Annotated in this window: 19 protein-coding genes; 11 read left to right on the plus strand and 8 right to left on the minus strand. The window is 55.9% G+C overall.

The features are described from left to right. Window positions 1–163: 163 nt before the first annotated feature. Window positions 164–1,447: an ABC transporter substrate-binding protein gene (locus RA157_RS17235; protein WP_350334350.1), complete on the minus strand. Its 1,284-nt coding sequence runs from the start codon at window positions 1,445–1,447 to the stop codon at window positions 164–166. A 120-nt stretch (window positions 1,448–1,567) separates the two neighbouring features. Continuing rightward, window positions 1,568–2,254, minus strand: a complete 687-nt coding sequence (locus RA157_RS17240; RefSeq protein WP_350334351.1) for a hypothetical protein — start codon at window positions 2,252–2,254, stop codon at window positions 1,568–1,570. A gap of 135 nt (window positions 2,255–2,389) precedes the next feature. On the opposite strand from RA157_RS17240, the gene RA157_RS17245 reads away from it, so the two are divergent. From RA157_RS17245 to RA157_RS17290, 10 genes are all read left to right on the plus strand, one after another. Further along, on the plus strand, window positions 2,390–3,043 hold the full coding sequence (locus RA157_RS17245; protein ID WP_350334352.1) for a TetR/AcrR family transcriptional regulator: 654 nt from the start codon (window positions 2,390–2,392) through the stop codon (window positions 3,041–3,043). Between the two features lie 468 nt (window positions 3,044–3,511). Beyond that, the gene (locus RA157_RS17250) at window positions 3,512–4,888 is read left to right on the plus strand and encodes a Na(+)-translocating NADH-quinone reductase subunit A (RefSeq protein WP_350334353.1); all 1,377 of its coding nucleotides are present in this window, start codon (window positions 3,512–3,514) and stop codon (window positions 4,886–4,888) included. Window positions 4,889–4,893: 5 nt separating this feature from the next. Next, the gene (locus RA157_RS17255) at window positions 4,894–6,102 is read left to right on the plus strand and encodes an NADH:ubiquinone reductase (Na(+)-transporting) subunit B (protein WP_350334354.1); all 1,209 of its coding nucleotides are present in this window, start codon (window positions 4,894–4,896) and stop codon (window positions 6,100–6,102) included. After that, entirely contained in the window at window positions 6,095–6,898 is an 804-nt protein-coding gene (locus tag RA157_RS17260; protein ID WP_350334355.1) for a Na(+)-translocating NADH-quinone reductase subunit C, read from the plus strand. Before RA157_RS17255 ends, RA157_RS17260 begins: the two co-directional genes overlap by 8 nt. Further along, window positions 6,898–7,551: an NADH:ubiquinone reductase (Na(+)-transporting) subunit D gene (locus RA157_RS17265; RefSeq protein ID WP_350334356.1), complete on the plus strand. Its 654-nt coding sequence runs from the start codon at window positions 6,898–6,900 to the stop codon at window positions 7,549–7,551. Before RA157_RS17260 ends, RA157_RS17265 begins: the two co-directional genes overlap by 1 nt. Further along, window positions 7,551–8,159, plus strand: a complete 609-nt coding sequence (gene nqrE, locus RA157_RS17270) for an NADH:ubiquinone reductase (Na(+)-transporting) subunit E (RefSeq protein WP_350334357.1) — start codon at window positions 7,551–7,553, stop codon at window positions 8,157–8,159. The genes RA157_RS17265 and nqrE overlap by 1 nt, the downstream gene beginning before the upstream one ends. Before the next feature lie 14 nt (window positions 8,160–8,173). After that, on the plus strand, window positions 8,174–9,394 hold the full coding sequence (gene nqrF, locus RA157_RS17275; RefSeq protein WP_350334358.1) for an NADH:ubiquinone reductase (Na(+)-transporting) subunit F: 1,221 nt from the start codon (window positions 8,174–8,176) through the stop codon (window positions 9,392–9,394). 382 nt (window positions 9,395–9,776) lie between these two features. Further along, complete coding sequence (locus RA157_RS17280; protein ID WP_350334359.1) at window positions 9,777–10,337, plus strand: META domain-containing protein; 561 nt, start codon at window positions 9,777–9,779, stop codon at window positions 10,335–10,337. Window positions 10,338–10,627: 290 nt separating this feature from the next. After that, window positions 10,628–12,037 carry a DUF4856 domain-containing protein gene (locus tag RA157_RS17285; RefSeq protein ID WP_350334360.1) on the plus strand — a complete coding sequence of 470 codons (1,410 nt, stop codon included), beginning with the start codon at window positions 10,628–10,630 and terminating at the stop codon, window positions 12,035–12,037. A gap of 79 nt (window positions 12,038–12,116) precedes the next feature. Further along, window positions 12,117–13,238: a sterol desaturase family protein gene (locus RA157_RS17290; RefSeq protein ID WP_350334361.1), complete on the plus strand. Its 1,122-nt coding sequence runs from the start codon at window positions 12,117–12,119 to the stop codon at window positions 13,236–13,238. A 101-nt stretch (window positions 13,239–13,339) separates the two neighbouring features. Here the strand turns inward: RA157_RS17290 and RA157_RS17295 are convergent, their stop codons facing one another. The 4 genes from RA157_RS17295 to RA157_RS17310 form a co-directional block, all read right to left on the minus strand. Beyond that, window positions 13,340–14,494, minus strand: coding sequence for a sirohydrochlorin chelatase (locus RA157_RS17295; protein WP_350334362.1), 1,155 nt, complete (start codon window positions 14,492–14,494; stop codon window positions 13,340–13,342). Between the two features lie 124 nt (window positions 14,495–14,618). Continuing rightward, window positions 14,619–15,992: an MmgE/PrpD family protein gene (locus RA157_RS17300; RefSeq protein ID WP_350334363.1), complete on the minus strand. Its 1,374-nt coding sequence runs from the start codon at window positions 15,990–15,992 to the stop codon at window positions 14,619–14,621. A 3-nt stretch (window positions 15,993–15,995) separates the two neighbouring features. After that, window positions 15,996–17,198: a pyridoxal phosphate-dependent aminotransferase gene (locus RA157_RS17305; RefSeq protein ID WP_350334364.1), complete on the minus strand. Its 1,203-nt coding sequence runs from the start codon at window positions 17,196–17,198 to the stop codon at window positions 15,996–15,998. 150 nt (window positions 17,199–17,348) lie between these two features. After that, on the minus strand, window positions 17,349–18,257 hold the full coding sequence (locus tag RA157_RS17310; protein ID WP_350334365.1) for a LysR substrate-binding domain-containing protein: 909 nt from the start codon (window positions 18,255–18,257) through the stop codon (window positions 17,349–17,351). Between the two features lie 152 nt (window positions 18,258–18,409). Here RA157_RS17310 and RA157_RS17315 point away from each other — a divergent pair, with 152 nt between their 5' ends. After that, window positions 18,410–19,162, plus strand: coding sequence for a VOC family protein (locus tag RA157_RS17315; RefSeq protein WP_350334366.1), 753 nt, complete (start codon window positions 18,410–18,412; stop codon window positions 19,160–19,162). Between the two features lie 39 nt (window positions 19,163–19,201). Here RA157_RS17315 and RA157_RS17320 read toward each other — a convergent pair whose 3' ends face one another. Together RA157_RS17320 and RA157_RS17325 are read right to left on the minus strand one after the other, a co-directional pair. Beyond that, window positions 19,202–20,065, minus strand: coding sequence for a DNA adenine methylase (locus tag RA157_RS17320; RefSeq protein ID WP_350334367.1), 864 nt, complete (start codon window positions 20,063–20,065; stop codon window positions 19,202–19,204). After that, a complete protein-coding gene (locus RA157_RS17325) occupies window positions 20,062–21,549 on the minus strand; it encodes a hypothetical protein (RefSeq protein WP_350334368.1) in 1,488 nt (495 codons plus the stop codon). Before RA157_RS17325 ends, RA157_RS17320 begins: the two co-directional genes overlap by 4 nt. Window positions 21,550–21,692: the final 143 nt, after the last annotated feature.

The following is a 21,692-nucleotide window of genomic DNA, read 5'->3' on the forward strand; positions in this document are numbered from 1 at the left end:
AATTAAAGATAGAAAATAGTCAGGAGTCATTGTCATTTGGTAAAACTGACAGGCCTCGACTTTGCGGATTCTATAACAAAGCTAACAAGTGCTTAAAGTCTGTTGAGCCGGGTCGGCCTTGACCCGCTCATCCACTTCTGCAGAAACCGGTTGTTGTTTGCTGTTACTCCACCGGCTGGCCGTGGAGACGGTTCTCTATCTGCTGGTCCCACATCTGACCATAGGCGCGCATGTGCTGGAGCAGAAGGTCGCCGTGTTTCTCCCACCAGTCGAGGATGGAGCGGTATTCCACAATCCTGGCCTTGCCATCGGTTATGCGTACCACCGGCCATGAGCCCACCAGCGCGTTGTCGATGCCGAACAGCTCTTTGCCCCACCAGCGGGCATCGCCGAAAGCGTTGAAGGAGAAACCCTCTGTCTTCATGCCGGTGAGCACCGCAAAGGGGTCTGTGGTCTGGGCCAGTTCCACCGCCTTGCGCCAGATTTCAAGAATGGAGAAATATTCCCAGGGTACCGCGCTCCATTCGCCCGGATAGCGCAGGTTGAATTCCTTGTAGAAATCATTGGGCCGGTCAAACCGGATGCGCGGGTCGTTGAGGGCTTCGTCATCGAAATCGGGGAACTGGAAGATGAAGCCTTCCATGAACTCCGTCGAGGTCTTGGCGATCAGTGAATGGTAATTGTCACAGGTGCAGGAGAGCAGTTGTCCCTTGAACCCGGCTCTGAAGGCGGCTTCTGTCAGAGCGTGAACAAAGGGCTCATAGGTGGTGTCCCAGCAGAGGATATCCGGCTCGTCCTCCAGCATGACAGCCACCATGGCATCCACATCATTCAGATCGCCGGGGAAGAGAATTTCCCGCGTCACATCCATTCCGGCGGCCTCAAACGCGGCACGGTAGGTAGCAACAGACGGCAGGCCGAGCGCGTCTTTCTGGGCGCAGATAGCGACCTTCCTGCAGTCGGGCCGGTTCTCGGCAATCCAGTCGACCCCGGTCACCACATAGATCGGGTGCACCTCACACGGGGCGATCAGATAGGGAATGTCGGGGCTCAGGTCGCTGGGCAACAGCGTTGTGGCCAGCACCTTCTCCCGGGTCAGGAAATCGCTGATGGCGGGCACCGTGTCGCCGCCCAGCATGACCATCAGCTTGACCTCGTCCTCATGCACCAGCTTGCGCGCGCCGATAAGCGCCCGGGCCGGGTCATACTGGTCATCAAAGGAGGCGATTTCCACCGGGTGGTTTTCGTTGCCGACGCGCAGGCCGCCGGCTGCATTGACGTAATCCGCCCACAGAAGCGAGGCATGGATGCCCGGCAGACCCCAGGATGACTGAATGCCCGTAAAAGGCGCCAGCACACCCACCTTGATCGGCGCGCGACCACGAATGTTGAGACTGGGCATTGTGGCGGTGACAGCCAGATCCGCCCCGAACCGATATGTACTCACCGGATTCCCCCCTGGGCCACAGATGACCCGTGATTCACATGTGCGGAAGTATATAGACCGTGCGCATGTGCTTTCAACAGAGTTTGGTGCGTGTATCGTGCTCGAGGCAGTGGGGCTGGCTCAGTCCTTTTGTGAGACAGCGCGATACAGGATCCAGATCAGGCCGAGATAGGTGATGGCCAGTGTGGGAATACTTGTGTTGAAGCCCGGGTCAAATTCGGGAATGCCGAACCGGTCGCGCAGGGACAGGGTGGCAGTCATCGCCATGAACAGGATTGCGTAGACAAAGGCACCGATAATCACCATCCGGTTTCTCAGGCTGCGCCTGATGCCTGCAGCGGTTTCCTGTGCGAAATAATACCACAAAGCTGCGATAACTAAGACAGCTTCAATCAGAACAGCGAGATAGGCATTGGATTCATACAGGCCGAGCCCGACCTGATGCGTATCCTCACCAAAGACGTGATGGGGAAAGCCCGAGAAGAAGTCGAGGATAAAATGCCCCATGACCAGCGCCAGCGCTAAAAGGCCAATCACATTGCTTCTGAATATAAACCGTCCAATCAGATAGGCGATGCCAGCCCAAAGGGCCTGAGGCAGAAGGTCGTGGCTGTAAACCATGTCCACGGCGATATTGCTGATTGTCACGTCAAGAGCGTTTTCCGGGCTGGTGGGTTCCAGTCCGAGATAGTGAAAGATCAGCCAGAGCAGATCCTGAAACTGCGATACGAGCAGAAAAAACAGCAAAGTCCCGCTTGGATATTTCTGATGGGCAATCAAGGCGGTGGCATAGTGTCCGGCGAGCATGGTTTTGGCCTCTTTCTGGGCACGTTTGTCTGCCAGGGGGCTGTCAGAGACAAAGCGGCTGGTATTTTTCAGATTAATTTCGTACCTATAGTTACGAAAAGCCAATGTCAATAATTAAATACCATATGGTACGAAATGTCGAAGAACCGAGAAACTGAAAAGAAACCCACCCGCGGGCGTCCCAAAACACTGGATCGCGACACTGTGCTGGAGATCGCGCTTGCGGGATATTGGGCTGATGGTCCGACAAATCTGGCGATCGGAGAGATCTGCCAAAGAGCTGGTGTCTCCAAACCAGGGCTGTATCGGGAATTCGGCAGTGATGATGGATTGAAGGCAACGGCCCTTGAGCTTTACAGACAGCGGGCTCTGGTTCCGCTCTGGGACATACTGGCTCGTGATGAGAGCTATGAGGCTGTGGTCGAGGCCTTTATCAGTTTCATTGCCCAGGATCGCCAGGCGCTCGGCATCCCGGACGGATGCCTGCAGATTGCCATGCGCGCTTGCAGGGGTGAGCTGGGGGCAGAGGCTGGCGCAAAGGTTGATGCCATACGGGAACAAATGCTGGATCGATATGAGGATTTCATCAGACGTGCCAAAGCGCGTGGTGACGTCAGACCTGATATTCCAACTGACGTGGCTGCTCTTTGTTTTGATGTCCAGAATGCCGGTGCGATGCGCATGCAGAAGGAAGGTATTCCGGCTGATCTGATCCAGAATGTGCTGAGATACGGATTGCTGTCGCTTTCCTCCTCCCCAATCTTCCCTTCCTTCTCAGGCCCTGCCTGAATGCCGGTTTGCGACAGTGGTTTTCTGCGGTTCATGAAAGAGAGGGCCAGGATGGCAATAGGACATCGCCGGTGAAGAGTGATTCTCTCCGGGATCAAACCGGGCCGGACAGGTTACCGGAAAGGCCAATCCGTTCTTCAGGATGGTGTTACGCTGACAGGAAGGACAGGCTCCGGTTTCGGGAAGGGGGAATTTTTCTATCATTTTGATATTTATAGTATTTTTCTAATTCAAAAATGGATTGAAGCCGTCTGGCTTCGGAAATTTTGACCGAATCCGTCATAAGTATGGTGTTTTTTTGCCCAAAAACGACCGCTGCAGGTTTGATTTCGACCGACGCCCATCGTAAAGGTTCTCTCGGAGTATAAGTTGGGCAATGGAAGCATTTCTCTGGCGGTTGGGACTCCACCCGGTTTGTCGTTTTTAAACACTTGCTCTGCTACAGCCGTAGCGGAACAATCCGACGCCATGAGACTAAGCACGGTAGAACGTAGCGATCATATGCAGAATTTCACATTGAAGAAGGGGCTGGACCTGCCCGTCACCGGCGCCCCGGAACAGACCATCCACTCGGGCCCAGAGGTGGACCGGGTGGCTGTGCTGGGCGCCGACTACATTGGGCTGAAGCCCAAAATGCTGGTGCAGGAAGGCGAAGAGGTCCGTCGTGGCACCCCGCTGTTCTGCCACAAGGACGCACCGGAGGCGATGATGGTCGCACCGATGTCCGGCAAGGTGGCAGCCATCAATCGCGGCGCACGCCGTGTATTGCAGAGCGTGGTGATCCAGATTTCCGATGCTGAGGACCAGGGGATTGATTTCTCCTCTGTCGGCAATGACAGCAGTGCCGAAGGCCTGACGGAAAAGCTCTGTGCTGCCGGTCTCTGGGGCGCATTCCGGACCCGGCCCTATTCCAAGATGCCGGAACCGGGCTCTAAACCATCCGCGATCTTCGTCACTGCCATGGATACCGAGCCGCTGGCTGCTGATGCCGCAACCATCATCGACGCGTCAAAGGATGCCTTTGCTACTGGGATGAAAGCGCTGCCGCTTCTGACAGAGGGCAAGGTTTATCTCTGCCAGAAGACGGGTGACCGACTGCCGGGTGGTGATGCCGACGGCGTCGAGGCTGCATCCTTCTCCGGCCCGCATCCGTCCGGCCTGGCTGGCACGCATATCCATTTCCTTGCGCCGCCTGCACCCAATGAAGTGGTCTGGACTATTTCCTATCAGGATGTGATCGCCATCGGTCATCTGCTTGAGACCGGCCATCTGGATTCATCCGTTGTGGTGGCGCTTACGGGACCGGCGGCTGCAAAACCGCGGCTGGTGCGCACCCTGCGTGGCGCATCCACTGATCAGCTGACCGAAGGCGAGATTGCAGCCGATGGTCCGGTTCGGGTTCTGTCCGGGTCTATCCTGTCCGGTCGCCATGCGGAAGGGCCTCATGCCTTCCTTGGCCGCTTTGCCCGTCAAGTGTCGATCATTCTGGAAGATCGTGAGCAGATTACCCTCGGTTGGGTTCTACCGATGCCGTCCAAATATGCGGTACAGCCGGTGCTGGGTTCTGCCCTGGTGAAGAAACTGTTCCCGCTGACCTCCAATCTGAACGGTGGTCGTCGCGCCATGGTGCCGACCGGTACCTTTGAAGAGCTGATGCCGCAGGATTACCTGCCGACCCAGCTTCTGCGGTCGCTGCTGGTGATGGATACGGATCAGGCCCAGGCGCTTGGCGCGCTTGAGCTGGACGAGGAAGATCTCGCTCTGGTCGGCTTTGCCTGCCCGGCCAAATATGAATACGGGCTCGCCCTGCGCGACTGCCTGACCAAGATCGAGAAGGAGGGCTGAGCCAGATGGGTTTGCGCAGCTTCTTTGATAAAATCGAGCCGCAGTTCACCAAAGGCGGCAAGTATGAAAAGTACTTCCCCATCTATGAGATGGTGGAGAGCTTCATCTACACACCGAAAACGGTCACCACCGTTGCGCCTCATGCCCGCTCTTATGTGGATATGAAGCGGATCATGACCTATGTGGTGATCGCGACCATCCCCTGCATTCTCTGGGGCATGTTCAACACCGGTTACCAGACCAATATGGCCATTCAGACGCTGGGTGCTGAAGCAGCAACCGGCTGGCGTGTGGCACTTCTTCAGGCGCTGGGCGTATCGCTCGATCCGAGCAATCCGTTCGCCAATATCGCCCACGGCTTCCTCTACTTCCTGCCTATTTATGTGGTGACACTGGTGGCAGGCGGTATTTTCGAGGTGATCTTTGCCACGGTGCGCGGCCATGAAGTGAACGAGGGCTTCCTCGTCACCTCCATGCTCTACACGCTCATCATGCCGGCCTCTACGCCTCTGTGGCAGGTGGCGCTGGGGATTATCTTCGGTGTTGTCATCGGCAAGGAAGTGTTTGGCGGCACCGGCAAAAACTTCCTTAACCCGGCCCTGACAGGCCGCGCGTTCCTGTATTTCGCTTATCCGGCCAATATGTCCGGTGACGCGGTGTGGACGCCGGTTGACGGATTTTCCGGCGCGACCATTCTCGGCGTTTCTGCCGCTGACGGTTATGAGGCTGTGATCGAGAAGGGCATCACCTGGTGGGATGCGTTCTTCGGCCTTATTCAGGGTTCGTTCGGCGAAACATCCACCCTCGCCTGCCTGATCGGTCTTGCCTTCCTGCTGGCCACAAAGATTGCCAACTGGCGTCTGATCGTCGGCTGTCTCGGCGGTATGATCGGCTTCTCGCTGCTGTTGAACCTGATCGGTTCTGACACCAATCCGATGTTCGCCATGCCGTGGCACTGGCATCTGGTTATCGGCGGCTATGCGTTTGGTCTCGTCTTCATGGTCACCGAGCCGGTCTCGGCCAGCCATACCAATATGGGCCGCTTTATCTATGGTGCGCTGATCGGGGTGATGGTGGTGCTGATCCGTGTGATCAACCCGGCCTTCCCGGAAGGCATGATGCTTGCCATCCTGTTTGGCAACGTCTTTGCGCCACTGATTGACTATTTCGTTGTCCAGGCCAATATCAAACGGAGAGCGCGTCGCCATGCCTGATCAGGAAAACAAGGGATTCATTGGCCGTTTTCTTGCGAAGCCTGCGGATTCCGTTGAAAAAACCATCGCCGTTGCGGTCGGGGTCTGCCTGATTGCGTCGATGATCGTGTCTATGGCTGCGGTCTCCCTGCGTCCGGTGCAGGAAGCCAACAAGCTGAAGGACAAGCAGCTGAACATTCTGCAGGTGGCCGGTCTCTATGAGCCGGGCCAGGATGTTGCAGAAGCGTTCAAGGCCTTTGAACCGCAGGTGCTTGATCTGGAAACCGGCAAGTTCACCGACCAGTTCGATGCGACAAGCTTTGATGACAAGGCGGCGTCCCAGGACCCGGCTCTCAGCAAGGAACTGTCAGACGACCTGGCCGGCATTGGCCGCCAGTCCCGCTACAAGGTTGTTTATCTTCTGAAGGATGATGCGGGCAGCATCGACAAGGTGATCCTGCCGATCCATGGGTATGGCCTCTGGTCAACGCTTTATGGTTTCATCGCGCTGGAAGAGAATGGCAACGACATTTACGGCCTGCAGTTCTATCAGCATGGTGAAACCCCGGGCCTTGGTGCCGAGGTGGACAATCCGCGCTGGAAGGGCCTTTGGAGCGGCAAGAAGCTGCGTGATGATGAAGGCGTTCTGCAGATCACGGTCGACAAGGCACAGCCTGCAGCCGGTGCCGATTTCTATATCGATGCTCTGGCAGGCGCGACGCTGACCTCGCGCGGGGTCGACAATCTTGTAAAATTCTGGATGGGCGATCAGGGCTATGCCTCGTTCCTCAGCGCCCTTAAAGCGGGAGATATTTGATGTCCCAGACCAAGAGAGAACTTCTGGTCGATCCGCTGGTCGACAATAACCCGATCACCCTGCAGGTGCTCGGGATCTGTTCGGCGCTGGCGGTGACCTCATCGCTGAAAGTGGCGTTTGTGATGGCAATCGCGGTGACCTTTGTGACGGCTTTCTCGTCCATGTTCATCTCCATCCTGCGCAACCAGATTCCAAGCTCTATCCGCATTATCGTGCAGATGGTGATCATTGCCTCGCTGGTTATCCTGGTGGACCAGATCCTGAAGGCCTATGCCTTTGAGATCTCGAAAACCCTGTCAGTGTTTGTGGGCCTGATCATCACCAACTGTATCGTGATGGGTCGCGCGGAAGCCTTTGCCATGCAGAACCCGCCAATGGCGTCTTTCATGGATGGTGTCGGCAACGGACTCGGTTACGGCCTGATCCTCTTGCTGGTGGGCGTGATCCGTGAGCTGTTCGGCGCCGGTTCGCTGTTTGGTGTCACCATCCTTGAGACGGTGAACAATGGCGGTTGGTATGTGCCAAACGGCCTGCTGCTGCTGCCGCCATCGGCGTTCTTCGTCATCGGTCTTCTGATCTGGGCCTTCCGGTCCTGGAAGCCGAACCAGGTTGAAGAACGTGAATACAAGATCCAGACGGTGGAGGCCCACTAATGGAAGGTTTGATTGCTCTGGCCGTCAAGGCGATCTTTATTGAGAACCTGGCGCTCAGCTTCTTCCTCGGCATGTGTACCTTCATTGCCGTTTCGAAGAAGATCTCAACAGCTCTCGGGCTTGGCATTTCGGTGATGGTCGTGCAGGCCATTACGGTGCCGACCAACAATCTGCTGCTGTCGTTTCTGCTGAAACCGGGTGCACTGGCCTGGGCCGGGTTCCCGGATGTGGATCTGACCTTCCTTGGTCTGATCTCCTATATCGGCGTGATTGCGGCCATGGTGCAGATTCTCGAGATGATCCTCGATAAGTTCTTCCCGCCGCTTTACAACGCGCTTGGCATCTTCCTGCCGCTGATTACCGTGAACTGCGCCATTCTCGGCGGTTCCCTGTTCATGGTGGAGCGTGATTACAATTTCGCCGAAGCCACCACCTATGGCATGTCCTCCGGTTTCGGCTGGGCGCTGGCTATTGTGGCCATGGCGGGTGTGCGCGAGAAGCTTAAATATTCTGATGTGCCTGACGGACTTCAGGGTCTCGGCATCACCTTCATCTCTGCCGGACTGATGGCTCTTGCCTTCATGTCCTTCAGCGGCGTGAAACTGTAAGGAGATCAGGATCAATGGAAACATTCAGCCTGGGCATTCTGCTCTTCACCCTGATTGTTATCGCGCTTGTCACCATCATTCTGGTGGCTCGGTCGCAGCTGGTCTCAACGGGTAATGTCAACATCACCATCAATGGTGAGAAGACGATTTCCGTCCCCGCTGGCGGCAAGCTGCTGCAGACACTGGCGGCCGAAAAGCTGTTTGTCCCGTCTGCCTGTGGCGGCGGCGGCACCTGCGCCCAGTGCCGGGTGAAAGTGAATTCCGGCGGCGGCTCCATTCTGCCGACCGAGGAAGGCCATATCACCAAGCGTGAGGCGTCCTGTGGTGACCGTCTGTCCTGTCAGGTGGCCGTCAAGCAGGATATGGATATCGAAGTTCCTGAAGAGGTCTTCGGCGTCAAGAAGTGGGAATGTACGGTCCGGTCAAACGAGAACGTCGCCACCTTCATCAAGGCGCTGGTTCTGGACCTGCCGGAAGGGGAAGACGTCAACTTCCGCGCCGGTGGCTATATCCAGATCGAGGCCCCTGCCCACCAGCTCTCCTACACGGATTTCGACGTTGAGGACGAGTATCGGGAAGACTGGGACAAGTTCAATCTGTGGCAGTACAAGTCCCTTGTGGATGTGCCGATTGAGCGGGCTTACTCTATGGCCAACTATCCGGAAGAGCGCGGCATGATCATGCTGAACGTCCGCGTTGCCTCTCCGCCTCCGGGCTCGGAAGGCATTCCTCCGGGGCAGATGTCATCCTACATCTTCAACCTGAAGCCAGGGGACAAGGTGACGATTTCCGGCCCGTTCGGCGAGTTCTTCGCCCGTGATACGGACAAGGAGATGGTGTTCATCGGCGGTGGTGCCGGTATGGCACCGATGCGCAGCCACATCTTCGACCAGCTGAAGCGCCTGAGCGCCACCCGCAAGATCACCTTCTGGTACGGGGCCCGCTCCCGTCGTGAGATGTTCTTTGTGGAGGATTTCGACACGCTGGCGGCCGAAAATCCCAATTTCGAATGGCATGTGGCTCTGAGTGACCCGCAACCGGGCGATGACTGGGACGGGTATACCGGGTTCATTCACAACGTTCTTTACGACGAATACCTGAAGAACCACCAGGCACCGGAAGACTGCGAATACTACATGTGTGGCCCTCCCATCATGAACCAGTCCGTGATCAACATGCTGCTCGACCTGGGCGTTGACCGCGAAGACATCATGCTGGACGACTTCGGCGGCTGATCCAGTTGCAACAGTCCCAAAAACACCAAAACCGGCCTTCCCTGGAGGGCCGGTTTTTTGTTGGTTGGGTGAAGGATGACGGTCTGTTTTGCCACACCAGTCTCAACGCCTTGCCCTGGATGACAATCCGGTGGGTGTAACGAGTGTCGAAGACTGACTTCTCCTTCACTGTCATGCCGGACCCTGATCCGGCATCCAGCTTCGGGCTAACATGCGCCTCAGAGCCTGTAATTTCCGGTCCCGTCCACCTTTTTTCTCTCCCAGGACCGTTTCGCCTCCCCCTGAACACCCCGTTCAGGCACCATTCACCCTGCATCCACTAAACCACACCCGACAAAGACTGGAGACGCTCCAGGATAGGGTTTGGACAAGAGGCGTTGAGATGAAGAAGAGTGTTGGGCTGATGGCTGTTTGGTTGCTGGCGGTTACGGCTGCGGCGGGTCTGTTGACAGAGACCGGCGAGGCATCAGGCAAGGCTTCGAAACTGGACGGGACGCGCTGGGTTTTTGAGGCTAACAGTCTGGTGGATGTCTGGGTTGAGGCAACTGGCAAGGAACCGCTGACCCTTGAATTCCACGATGGCCGGATGAATGGTTATGCAGGCTGCAACAGTTTTTTCGGCTCATACAAACAGAAGGGACAGACATTGTCCTTCGGGCCGATCGGATCGACCCGTATGCTGTGTGAGGGAGACAGGCAGCATCAGGAAGATGTCATTCTGGAGGCACTTGAGCGTGTCTCTTCCTTTGAGATTAACGGGGCGCTGCTGCGTCTGAATACCGGTGGTGGCACGGCTCTGGTCTACCGGAAAGACCCGCGGGATGGTGCCGTGATCGATCATGGTGGCCTCCACACGTTTGAGACCTGCAAATTCGCTGGCGGGGCGTTGAATGGGGCAAAAACCACCTGCCGGATAGATGACAGACTCTACCATAAAGAGTAATTAGTCAGTATTACTCCCCCTCAAGAATCTACCCGAATTGCGGCGTACGGCCCACTCGACCCGTACGCCGTCCACTTTGTTCGATGACGGGAGAGGCGCGAGATTGGTGAGCTTTATTCCTCTTTAGAATAATTCTAAGATACTGATTTATAAGAAAAATTGATTTTCGTGTCTTTTTGAACGGATTTCCGTACCACGTCCCTTTTTGCACTTGACTCGCAACTGGAACGGATTCTAAGAGTGCCTCCAGAATTCTGACTGTAATTGTTAGGTTTACAGGAGACCCTGCCTTGTTCAGAACCACTCTTAAATCCACGGTATTTCTGGTTGCAACCACCGCACTGGTCGGTTTTGCTCATGCTGGCGACACCTACGGCCCGTTCCCCGTCACGCTGAAAGGCTATAACGGCGACAAAACCAACTCTGTGTCCTATTCCGGCCAGATCGCTCGTCACGTCCTGCATGACAGCCTGAAAAAGCTGGCTGGCAAAGGCAATGGTGGTGCCAATGCGGCCGAGCTGGAAGCACAGCTGCTGTCCTACTTCAACGGTTCTGACGAAGATCTGCCGATCATCGCACCGGCTGGCAAGGACGGTTTTGCCGTCAAGCAGAAGACGCTGAATGAGATCTCCAAAGGCAAGAACATCTCAGGCAAGTTCTACAAGGGCGCAATGCCGGCATGGCCTGGCAATGTGACCGGTAAGGAAGCTGTTCTGCACATGATCAAGCTGGCGGCACAGTCCAATGGCGGCTTTGACGCGGAGAACGGCTATGACTGGGCTCAGCTCATTTCCAAGTTCACCATGGGCGCCATGATGTACAACCAGTCCATCGACAATTACCTCGATGAGAAACTGTCCGCCGACAACAAGCCGAACAATAAGCCTTACAAGGATGGTGCCCAGTATACGGGTAAGGAGCATTCCTGGGATGAGGGCTTTGGCTATTGGGGCGCGCCTGCTCACGCCCTGAGCCTGACCCCGGATCAGGCCTATGCCATCTCCAAAGGCAAGGATCTGGCAGCGGCTGATGCCAATGGCGACGGCGTGGTTGATCTGAAGACTGAAATGGTCTTTGGTCCAGCCTATTATGCGGCTGGTGCAGACAGAAGCGGCACCAAGTCCACCAATTATTTCCACACCATCATGAAAGCCTTCCTGGATGGCCGCAAGCTGATCACATCTGCCAAGGGTGAAGCTCTGACAGATGCCCAGCGTGCCGAACTGAAAGGCTATGCCGCTGTTGTTGAAGAGAACTGGGAGAAGGTTCTGGCGGAAGCCACCTTCAAATATGCCGGTTCTGTTTACAAGGACATCAAGAAGCTGGCCGATGCCGGTGATGATGCAGCCAAGGCGGAAGCCTACCGCAAATATGTCAAGCACTGGGGTGAGCTGAAAGGCTTTGCCATGGCGCTGCAGACCGGCAAGAACAATCTTGGCTCCAGCGCTGTCGAGCTGAACCGGCTCATAGGCTTTGGCCCGGTTACCCTCGACAACACCTATGTGACCGGCCTTGATGCGGACGGCAATTTCGAGCGCAAGCGTCGCCTCGGCTGGAGCGATTACAAGCTCAACATGCTGAAAGTCCAGAAGCTGATGGCGGACCAGTTCGGTGTGAAAGCGCGTGCCAATGATGCAACGGCAGATCTGGCTGCTTTGGCAGACAAGATTGATGCAGTTGAAAACGCTGAAACCGACTAAACTGTGATATGGCCGGGTAGCGCGCCTTGCGTTACCCGGCTGTTTCTCCGGGGCAGAACAGAAAGCAGACAGGGATCAGATGGATTTTCCTGACGTTATCTTTTCGGTCTTCTCGGACTTCACAAACCCCAAGAAGCGGGTTTTTGTGGGCTATCTGGCCCTGTCCATGGTCATCGCCTTCCTGTGGCTGGTTCTTGCCCGGCGGGAAAAGCTTTCCAAATCATGGGCGAGGATCCTCGACAAGCGGGTCTTCTTTTCGTCATCAGCCGTTGCTGATTACAAAATTTTTGTCATCAACCGGCTGTTCTCTCTCTTCATTTCACCGCTTCTGTTTACCCAGCTGCTGATCGCGACAAGCCTGTTCTTCATCCTGCATGAGCAGAGCCTCGTCCCGCAGGGGCATTTTGCCGAAACCAGCAAGGCTGTGGTGATCGCGCTGTTCTCCATCGCCATGTTTGTGATGGATGATTTCACCAAATATCTTGCCCATCGCTGGATGCACCGGTTCCCCATCCTGTGGGCCATCCACAAGGTGCATCATTCTGCAGAAACCCTGACGCCGGTCACCGTCTATCGGGTTCACCCGCTGGAAGGTCTGCTCTATGCCATGCGCGGCACGGTCGCCCAGGGCAGTGTGATGGCGCTGTTTATCTTCCTGTTCGGCAACAAGGTGGACCTCTATACGGTGGTGGGCGTCAATGTGCTGGTGTTCATCTTCCACGTGACAGGGTCCAACCTGCGGCACTCGCACATCAACATCAGCTACTGGCCGTGGCTTGAGCATCTCTTCATCTCACCGGCCCAGCATCAGCTCCACCATTCTGTGGCGGAAGAGCATTTTGACAAGAATTTCGGTGCGGCGCTGGCCATCTGGGACTGGCTGTTCGGCTCCCTGCATATCTCGGATTCCGAGCAGGACCTGACCTTCGGCCTTGATGCCTCCGAGCGCTCATCCGGCGACAAGCTGCTGGTGCTCTACTGGCAACCGGTCAAGGATATCGGACGGATCCTCACCCGGCCCTGGCGCAGGCTGGGGAAGCGGTTTTCAGAGAAATGGTTTTCTGGGGAGCCGGAAAGCAGCCGCATCGGGTTCGGCACGCGTTTGCACCGGCACTATGGCGGAGCGATCAATGATGACATCGCGCCTGCCAGTGGACCCATGCGGAGTAAGACCCCGCACGATCCAATTTCATTTGACTGATCATAAGATTGAAGCGTGTTGTTCCCCGCCAAACCGGTCCCCACTTTGGCGCAACACGCTTTAGAAACACCGCTGCCAATTCAGGTTAAAGGTCTGGCGCTTTAAGCCGGTTTTGCGTCGCCGCCGATGCGCAGGGCCCGTTCCTCATCAACCACGTCTTGCGGGAACTGGCTCATGAAGCAGCAGCATACGCCTTCGTCGATCATGGTGCGGGGGCCGTGCGGGTGCGCGATATGGGTATAGACCCCGTGGCTGTGACCATGCCCGTGCCCATGATGGTGGTGATGCCCGTGCCCATGATCGTGACTGTGCCCGTGATCGTGAGAATGGCCATGGGAGTGATCATGATCGTGGCTGTGGTCATGGTCGTGGCCGTTGCCGCTTTCATCATCAAGCGGGTCGCGGAATTCGGCGTGGTGGTGATGCACATCCACCTCACCGCGCGCCAGACGGTCCTTGAAGGAGGCCATCAGGTCGTGCTCGTCAACCATCTGGTCCCGGCGGGCTTCGTCAATGCGTTCAATGAATGTGTCGATCACATGGTCCTGGTCAGCCAGATAATGGGCCTTGTGGAAGGTCACATCCGGATGGTTCTCCGCAACCCGGTCCACATAATTGTAGATGCGGTCGATCAACCGGCCCGAGAACAGGAAGTAAGGTGCCACGACAACCTTGCGGAAGCCCATTTTCAGGGCCATTTCCAGCCCGCGACCGACAGACGGATAGGTAACGCCGGAATAGACCGTTTCAGACCAGCCGAAGCCCATATTCTCGCTGACAATGCGGGTCAGCCGGGCTGCTTCTGCATTGGCCATTGTGTCCGATGTGCCGCGCCCCACAACCACCAGCATGGTGTCGTAGAGGTCGCCTGAATGCACATGGTCAACGCCGAGCGCTTCCAGAATGCGCGCTTCAAAGGCTGCTATCATCTGCGGGTGCAGGCCGAGCTCGCGACCATATTTCACCGTCAGCCCCGGGTTCTTCTCCTGATATGTGGTGAGAACGGACGGGATATCATTCTTGGCGTGTGTTGCCGCAAACAGCATGCCGGGAACGGCAATGATCTCGTCAACACCGGCATCGCGCAGGGCATCCAGACCCATGTGAATATTGGGGGCTGAATATTCCAGAAAACCATATTCCACCGGGGTCTCGGGGAAACGTGCCCGAAGGCCCTTGGCCAGAAGAGCGAATTCCTCTTCAGCGGATTTGGCGCGGCTGCCGTGGCCGCAAATCATGATGCCGGTCTTGGTCATATGAACTCTCGCATGTTTTGCCTCTCTCTTACTGCGCAGGCGCTGTTTGGGAAAGCCCATTCCGCCATGCCTCCGCATTTTTTCGCAAGAGACTGAATGATAAGCCGAGTGTGTACGCGTCAGGCTATGGTCTGGATTTGTTAGCCTGCCCTTCAAGAGCCAGATCCAGCAGGTGATTGAAACCCTCGTCTGGGAGATCATCAAACCGCAGGGCCAGCGCTTCAAGCTCCCCCGCCCGCTCCGCACCCAGAACAGGGTCGGCAAAAAGGTGGAACTTGCGGGTGAATTCCTCATCACTCAGCGGATTATCCGGGTCTCCCTTGGGGCGGCGCGGGTCTGAACGAAGGGTCCGGCCGTCTGTCAGGGTCAGGGCCACATGAGCCCAGCGTTCTGTTTTTGCCAGCCGGTTATAGGTCTCGTCTTCCTGAAGCTCCGTTCTGCGGCTGAGACGGAGGATATCGGGGTCTGAGAAGATCGCGGGCTGTAGTTCGTCAAGGCCGACTTTCCCGCGGACGGCCATCATGGCAACGGGGAAGCAGATGGAATAGGCCAGCTCGTCCATGCTTTGCGGTTCAGGCCCTGCCAGCTCAACCGCATTGTGGAACGTCACCACCTGAATGCGGTCGATATCCCTATGGGACAGGCGGTGCTCTGTCATCAGGTCCTTGAGAGCGTCCATGGCGGGATGAGCCCAGCGACAGACCGGATAGCGCTTGTAGTGAGTCATGGTCACAATATCCCAGCGTTCGCCAAGATCGCCCCACCAGGCTTCAATCCCGTCTCCTTCCGCTGTGATGGCCGGAGCGCCGGTGAACCCCATCTGCGCCATCTGTATGGCTGAGACACCGGTGGGCGCGCCCCAGCCGACCCCGTCCCGCAGCATGGTGGGATGGGCAATGCAGCGCATCATCTGGCTGCGCGGGGCGTGGTATTCGGCAATGCCTGCGGCGTGGCGGATCTGATCCGGTTCAAGCCCGAGCAGCCTGCCACCGCCGGTGGCCAGCCCCAGTGCGGCCCAGGTGCCCGAGGTGTGATAGTCCGGCACGGTCTCATGCTGGGTGACCCCGGCGCGATAGGCGGTTTCATAGCCGAGCGCCAGAGCCAGCATCAGGTCTCTGCCGGTCACCGTCTGCCCGCCGCAGCGCATCATGTCCACCAGCGCCAGAAGGCCGGGGATGATGCAGGAGCCCGCATGGCCCTTGCAGGGGGAAGAGCCGTCATGGGCATCAATGGAATCCACTGTGAAGGCCCCGGCAAAGGCAGCACCAGCCGGAGAGGCCGTGCGACCGTGCATCAGAATACGGGAGGATGGTGCATTGGGCCCGGACTGCCAGAAGGCGGTGGCGTAGTCGCGGGTGATCCGGGCAATTTCTGTGGTGCTGCCAATGGCGGCCACTCCCAGCGTATCGCACAGGCTGCGGCGCAGCACCTGCCGGACGTCTTCGGGAATGGCCTCATACGTCAGGCCGTCAACAAAGGCGGCATAGGATAGTCCCATAGGTCACCTCAACTGTTCGACCGCGCTGGCAATGGCGGTCACGGCGGCGCGCAGGTCATCTTCAGAGGCCGCGTAGGAAAAGCGCAGATATGGGTCATATTCAAAGCCAGAGCCCGGCACCAGAGCAACGCCCGCCTCCTCGAGCAGATAAGCGGCAAGGTCCGTGCTGGTGGTCAGTGTCTTGCCCCCGGGCGTCTCTCGCCCCAGAAGACCGTCACAATTGGGATAGAGATAAAACGCTCCCTCCGGCCTGTTCGGTCTGAGGCCGGGAATGCCGGACAGCCCGTCAATCAGCAGATCGCGGCGGGTTTTGAAGATCGCGGCCCGGCGCTGTAATTCACCCTGCGGGCCGTCCAGCGCTTCCATTCCGGCATATTGTGCGGGCGTTGGCGGGCTGCCGGTATTCTGCGACATGACCTTGCGTACAGCTGCAATCAGATAGGCTGGTCCACCCACATAACCCAGCCGCCAGCCGGTCATGGAATAGGCTTTTGACAGGCCGTTCAGGGTCAGAACCCGCTCATACAGTCGTGGCTCCACCTCGGCCAGAGTACGGAACCGGAAGCCGTCATAGACGATATGCTCGTAGATATCGTCTGCGAACACCAGCACATGCGGATGCTTCAGCAGAACATGGGCCAGCTCCTTCAACGCGGCCTCGTCATAGGCCGCGCCGGTGGGGTTGGAGGGAGAATTGAGAAACAGAACCTTGCTCTTGGGCGTAATTGCCCGGTCGAGATCATCCGGTGTCAGACGGAAGCCGTTTTCCTCGCGGCAGGGCACCAGCACGGCTTCAGCTCCAGCCAGCGCCGCCATGCCCATGTAGGACGTCCAGGCCGGGGTCGGGATAATCACCTCGTCACCGGGATTGATCACCGCCTGCAGACAATGGAACAGCAGAGGCTTCAACCCCGCATCGGCCATAATCTGGTCCGGGGTATAATCCAGGTTATTGTCCCGCTTGAACTTGCGGCTGACTGCGGCGCGAAAGGCCGTCATGCCCTCAAGAGCCGTATAGGTGTTGAGCCCGTCGCGAATGGCCCTGATCCCGGCCTCCTTGACGGGTTCGGGAATATCAAAATCCGGCTCGCCGATGGAGAGATCGATAATCCGGCGACCTTCCTCCTTCAGCCGGGCCGCGCGGGAATAGATCTCGCTGATGGGGGATGGTTTGAACCGGTCGAGACTGCGGGCGATGGATGACATGAACGGCAGGCTCCTTTCAGACACTGTCAGGAGAGACTGCCCCGGAACGGGCCGCCTGTCGAGGCGGGATTATCCGTGATCGGGCCTATTGTTTTCATCCGGTGGTGAAGGCTTTTCAAAGCCCGGCCCCGGCCCTGGCTCCGGACGCCGTTACTGCGCTGCAGCCAGCAGCATTTCCTCACGCTTTTCCATCACCCAGGAGCGGAAGCTCTTCACATTGCGGAACTTGGCCTTGCGCTCCGGCCAGGTCAGGTAATATTTCCGCCCCGTCTTCACCGGGCTGTCAAAGGGTTTGACCAGTGCGCCGGACTGCAGGGCATCATCGGCATAAGGCGTGCGGCCAATGGCAATGCCGAGGGAATCCTGCGCGGCCCGCATGGCCAGCGAGCGGCCCTCCACATCCACATGGTTCTGCGGACGGCTTTCCGGCACCTGATGCACGGCCAGCCAGCGGTCCCATTCGCCGGGATGGTTGGTGCAGATGATCATGGTGTGCTTGGCCAGATCGGCAGGTGTTTCAACGGGGCCGAAATCCGCCAGATAATCCGGACTGCAGACGGGCACGATCTCCTCCTCGAACAGCAGTGCGGAGGGGTGTTGCGGGTCCGGGTCTTCCGTGTAGGTGATGGCCAGATCCACCTCTGATCCGGCAAAGGGAATGGGCTCATAGGTGGTGATCAGCTTGACGGACACATCCGGGTTCTGCCGCCTGTATTCCGCCAGCCGCGGGATCAGCCAGATCTCCGCAAAGGACGGGAACAGGTTGATGGACAGGCTGGCCTCATCCCGGCGATCCTCAATCCGGCTGGTGGCTTCCTCCAGCAGGTTGAGCGCCTGGCTGACCGGTTCCAGATAGTTCCGCGCCATATCAGTCAGCGCCAGCTTGTTCTGGTTGCGGATGAACAGGCAGACGCCGAGATAATCCTCAAGCGACTTGATCTGGTGACTGATGGCGGATGGTGACAGCGACAGCTCAACCGCAGCGCGCTTGAAACTGCAATGGCGGGCGGCGGCCTCAAAGGCGCGCAGTGCCGCAAATGGCGGTAAGGACCGGCCCATGCCGAAGACCCCGACTCTTTCCCGTTTTGACGTCCGCCTTATTGTCGACCGATAATAAGAGCGATTATTCTGTTGGTATTACAGACTTTTTCGCGCAAAAAGGTCAAGTCACACCGTGTGACATTTCGTGACCATCAACAGAGTTGAAGCCCATGCAGTTTTCGCGCCTGACCCTGAATGCTGAAGACCCCGCCATTCTTGAGCGGTTCTACAAGGATATGCTGGGTATGCGCACTCTGTCTGACGACGGGGGCAGGCCACGGCTCGGCTATGACGAGGCCCAGTGCGGGCTCTGTTTTCAACAGGCCGATATGGGTCCCTATACGCACGACCCGTCAGATTTCTACTGGAAAATAGGCCTCACCGTCCGCAATCTCGACCATGCGGTGGCCTGGCTCACCAGTCAGGGCTGGCCGGTCACCGCCCCGCGCCAGTTCCGCGATATTGGTTATATGTCAAAGGTTCAGGACCCCGGCGGCTTTGTCATCGAACTGCTGCAACAGGGGTTTGAAGGCCGCGAGCAGGATCCGGGGCCGGGACATCCCATCGGCGGGCAGGCCATCTTCGCCCATATCACCCTGCGGGTAACCGATATTGCGCGCTCCAGAGCCTATTGCGAGGATGCGCTGGGCCTTCGTCTGATGTCCATCCAGCCCGTCACAGACTACGGCTTCTGCCTCTATTTCTACACCTGGAGCAGTGAACCCCTGCCCGACCCGGACCTGACCTCGGTCTCAAACCGCGAATGGCTCTGGGCCCGCCCCACCACCATCCTCGAACTGCAGCACCTGGAAGACCCGACCCGCTCCGTCATCATGCCACAACCCGGCTATGCCGGACTTGGCGCGGTGCACTGGCAGGATGCGGATGGCGCGGAGGATGCGGTTGCGTTTGAGGGGTTTTAGAGAAAATCTATCATTTCTGTGAACTTACCCCGTTCAGTATTATGACACCAAACGCTTCTCGGACCAAAGACTCGGAAGTTGTAAATGACTGGGCGCGATTAGTAATTCATTGCCAAGCCGCTTTGTCTGAAGAGAATACTGCAAATCAAAACTATGTAACCTGGATTCCGCATATAGGTTCCGGATTTCTTCAGCATTGTCATATGTGACAACCCAGGGGATGTCCAAATTTTGTATTACTTTAGCTAGGGCTAAATGATCGTCAGGGCGATAGAAACTCGTATAAAGCTGCGATCCTTTGTTAAAATATGGTGGATCTACACATAGCAGAGCTTTCGTTGGTAAGAGCGTTTTTGCACGCTTTAAAAACTCTAAAGCATCGAGTCGATGTAGATGAATTTCATCTTTGTAAACAGCAACCCTTCGAACGCGATCTACTAGACCGTCTTTATTAAAACGACAGTCCATAAGATAGTTGCCTTTCTGAGCTAAACCTCCAATTACTCCACCGTGAGCGATAATTCCTGAGCGGTTAGTACGATTCAGATAGAATGCTGCAAACCCAAGTTCTAAAGTGTCCGAAAGGTCTTGCTTGCGGTAAATTTCTCGCTGACGTTTCCACTCTTCGATTGATAAATCAGCGTTTGTTATCTTTTCGACAAGAGCGTCAGTTTGTTCAAGGACGGAATGCCAAAAAGCCCAAATAGATGCATCTAGATCATTCAGATGAATTTCTCTAACAGCACCGTCAAAAAGTAATGCCAAAGCTAAGCCGGCGCCGCCCGCATATGGTTCTGCATAAGTACGATGCAATAACCCATTTTCGCGTAATATGTCCTTCATTACCCTAAAAAGGCAGGCTTTTCCTCCTGGATAACGTAGAGGTGACGCGGTGCGGGTCATTTTTTAAGATGCTCTCGAAGGTCAGATTCCAAAATTGGCAAAACCACCCCCCAATCAGAACTCAGTTGGGCAGCATCAAACCCTGCAGCTGACTTGTCATGCTTTGTTTCGTTGCCGAATTGGTGCACACGAACTATAGCAGCTTCAATAGTTGCTAACTCTTGTTTCGAGTAGCCCAAGTTTGCGCGGCTCGACAAGTTCTTTTTACCCCAATGCGCTTTTATGTTTCCGTCTAAGTGTCGTCCTAATGCCACAGACAAACTATCTAAAAAAGCCCAAGCGACAACATATAGCGCTGGTACGTGATCTCGCATGGGGATCTGAGAAAGGGAATAGAATAGACTTCTTAGTTTATGATTTCCCAGCTTATTTAGCTGTCTGTCGAGCTCTGGGGAGTATGGAAGTTTCTTTCCTGGTTGTGGTTTTGTAGGAGGTTTTATGTCAGGGGTACTACCTGAATCAGCTTCGTCAATTCGTGGATCATCTTGGTCTGCGTTGGGGAACTCAACTTCGTCGGTGCCTGGTGATGAGGGGCGTGGAGTAGAAGGTTCCGCGCCGTTTGGCGGAAATCCGGAAGGTGCGTCGATCAAGTCGGCACTCAGAAGCGTTGGGTTGCCTAGTCTTCTAGTCGAACATTCTAACTCCGTCTCTAATCGCTTAGCTTTGTCGGAGATTGGGCCACTCTTAGCTTGAGATCCAAGCCTTTTGTATTTTGCTTCATTTAATAACCAAGTTAGCAATTTGTCGAAATCTTCTAAAGGTCGATCTCGAGACACACGGTTGGGGTCTTTGTCAAACCTAAGACCAAGTGTTGACCTCATAATAGGATTGCCGATGAGTCGCACTAAATGCGATAGCATCTTTTCTGCATCATCAGTTTCAATGAATTTACGCTTTACCGCATAGTCCAATATGGCTTGGCCGCGGAGATTTCTGGGATTTTGAAAATAACGTGTCTTCTGAGTAGTATCCCATTGCTTACGCCCTAGTCCATTACTGGCACCAGCATGAGCGCGAGTAATCCACTTTTTACGCTCGTCCTCATCCTCCACCACTACTACTTCAATTTTCCGGGGTGTTTTGTACTTTCGAGCTAATTTTTTAAAAACCTCCCTGTGTTGACTAGGAGATTTCTTCGGATCCTTAAGTAATTTCAGAGCACACAAACGCCTATTGCCTTCGGCTACAACGAAATTTACATCTCCTGGATCGTCCTGTGTATCCTCTTGAAAGACCATGAAGCGCTCGAGAGGAGATAGGCCATTTTCTACTATATCCTTTGCCAGTTCGAGAACTTTTTCTCCCTTGCAAAGCGCTTCAATTGCTTCTGCCTCTTCAAGAAGTCCTTCAAAACGAGGGTTGTCGTCGTGCAATATCAAACGGCTCAGAAAGACCCTTTTCACTTCGAACATAGCTATCAAATTCCAAAATTCATCACTTAGGTTCCATAAATCTCTTTTAAAAAGAGAATGTAAACCATTCAAGGTTGATTTTTAATATCTTTTAATAGAAGTATCAGAATTAATGGTACCGGAATCCAGGGCTAGAGCGAACCTCCTCCACATCCCCCTTGCCCACAACCGTCAAATCACTCTATAGTTGCATCAGGGTCGGGCTTAAACGGCCC

The sequence above is a fragment of the Coralliovum pocilloporae genome (assembly GCF_030845175.1).
GTDB classification, from domain to species: domain Bacteria; phylum Pseudomonadota; class Alphaproteobacteria; order Rhizobiales; family Cohaesibacteraceae; genus Coralliovum; species Coralliovum pocilloporae.

Bases quoted from the DNA above. Each gene is read 5' to 3' on its own strand.
- RA157_RS17240 (WP_350334351.1), bottom strand. From the start codon at position 2,254: ATGCTCGCCGGACACTATGCCACCGCCTTGATTGCCCATCAGAAATAT.
- RA157_RS17245 (WP_350334352.1), top strand. From the start codon at position 2,390: ATGTCGAAGAACCGAGAAACTGAAAAGAAACCCACCCGCGGGCGTCCC.
- RA157_RS17250 (WP_350334353.1), top strand. From the start codon at position 3,512: ATGAGACTAAGCACGGTAGAACGTAGCGATCATATGCAGAATTTCACA.
- RA157_RS17255 (WP_350334354.1), top strand. From the start codon at position 4,894: ATGGGTTTGCGCAGCTTCTTTGATAAAATCGAGCCGCAGTTCACCAAA.
- RA157_RS17260 (WP_350334355.1), top strand. From the start codon at position 6,095: ATGCCTGATCAGGAAAACAAGGGATTCATTGGCCGTTTTCTTGCGAAG.
- RA157_RS17265 (WP_350334356.1), top strand. From the start codon at position 6,898: ATGTCCCAGACCAAGAGAGAACTTCTGGTCGATCCGCTGGTCGACAAT.
- nqrE (WP_350334357.1), top strand. From the start codon at position 7,551: ATGGAAGGTTTGATTGCTCTGGCCGTCAAGGCGATCTTTATTGAGAAC.
- nqrF (WP_350334358.1), top strand. From the start codon at position 8,174: ATGGAAACATTCAGCCTGGGCATTCTGCTCTTCACCCTGATTGTTATC.
- RA157_RS17280 (WP_350334359.1), top strand. From the start codon at position 9,777: ATGAAGAAGAGTGTTGGGCTGATGGCTGTTTGGTTGCTGGCGGTTACG.
- RA157_RS17290 (WP_350334361.1), top strand. From the start codon at position 12,117: ATGGATTTTCCTGACGTTATCTTTTCGGTCTTCTCGGACTTCACAAAC.
- RA157_RS17295 (WP_350334362.1), bottom strand. From the start codon at position 14,494: ATGACCAAGACCGGCATCATGATTTGCGGCCACGGCAGCCGCGCCAAA.
- RA157_RS17300 (WP_350334363.1), bottom strand. From the start codon at position 15,992: ATGGGACTATCCTATGCCGCCTTTGTTGACGGCCTGACGTATGAGGCC.
- RA157_RS17305 (WP_350334364.1), bottom strand. From the start codon at position 17,198: ATGTCATCCATCGCCCGCAGTCTCGACCGGTTCAAACCATCCCCCATC.
- RA157_RS17310 (WP_350334365.1), bottom strand. From the start codon at position 18,257: ATGGGCCGGTCCTTACCGCCATTTGCGGCACTGCGCGCCTTTGAGGCC.
- RA157_RS17315 (WP_350334366.1), top strand. From the start codon at position 18,410: ATGCAGTTTTCGCGCCTGACCCTGAATGCTGAAGACCCCGCCATTCTT.
- RA157_RS17320 (WP_350334367.1), bottom strand. From the start codon at position 20,065: ATGACCCGCACCGCGTCACCTCTACGTTATCCAGGAGGAAAAGCCTGC.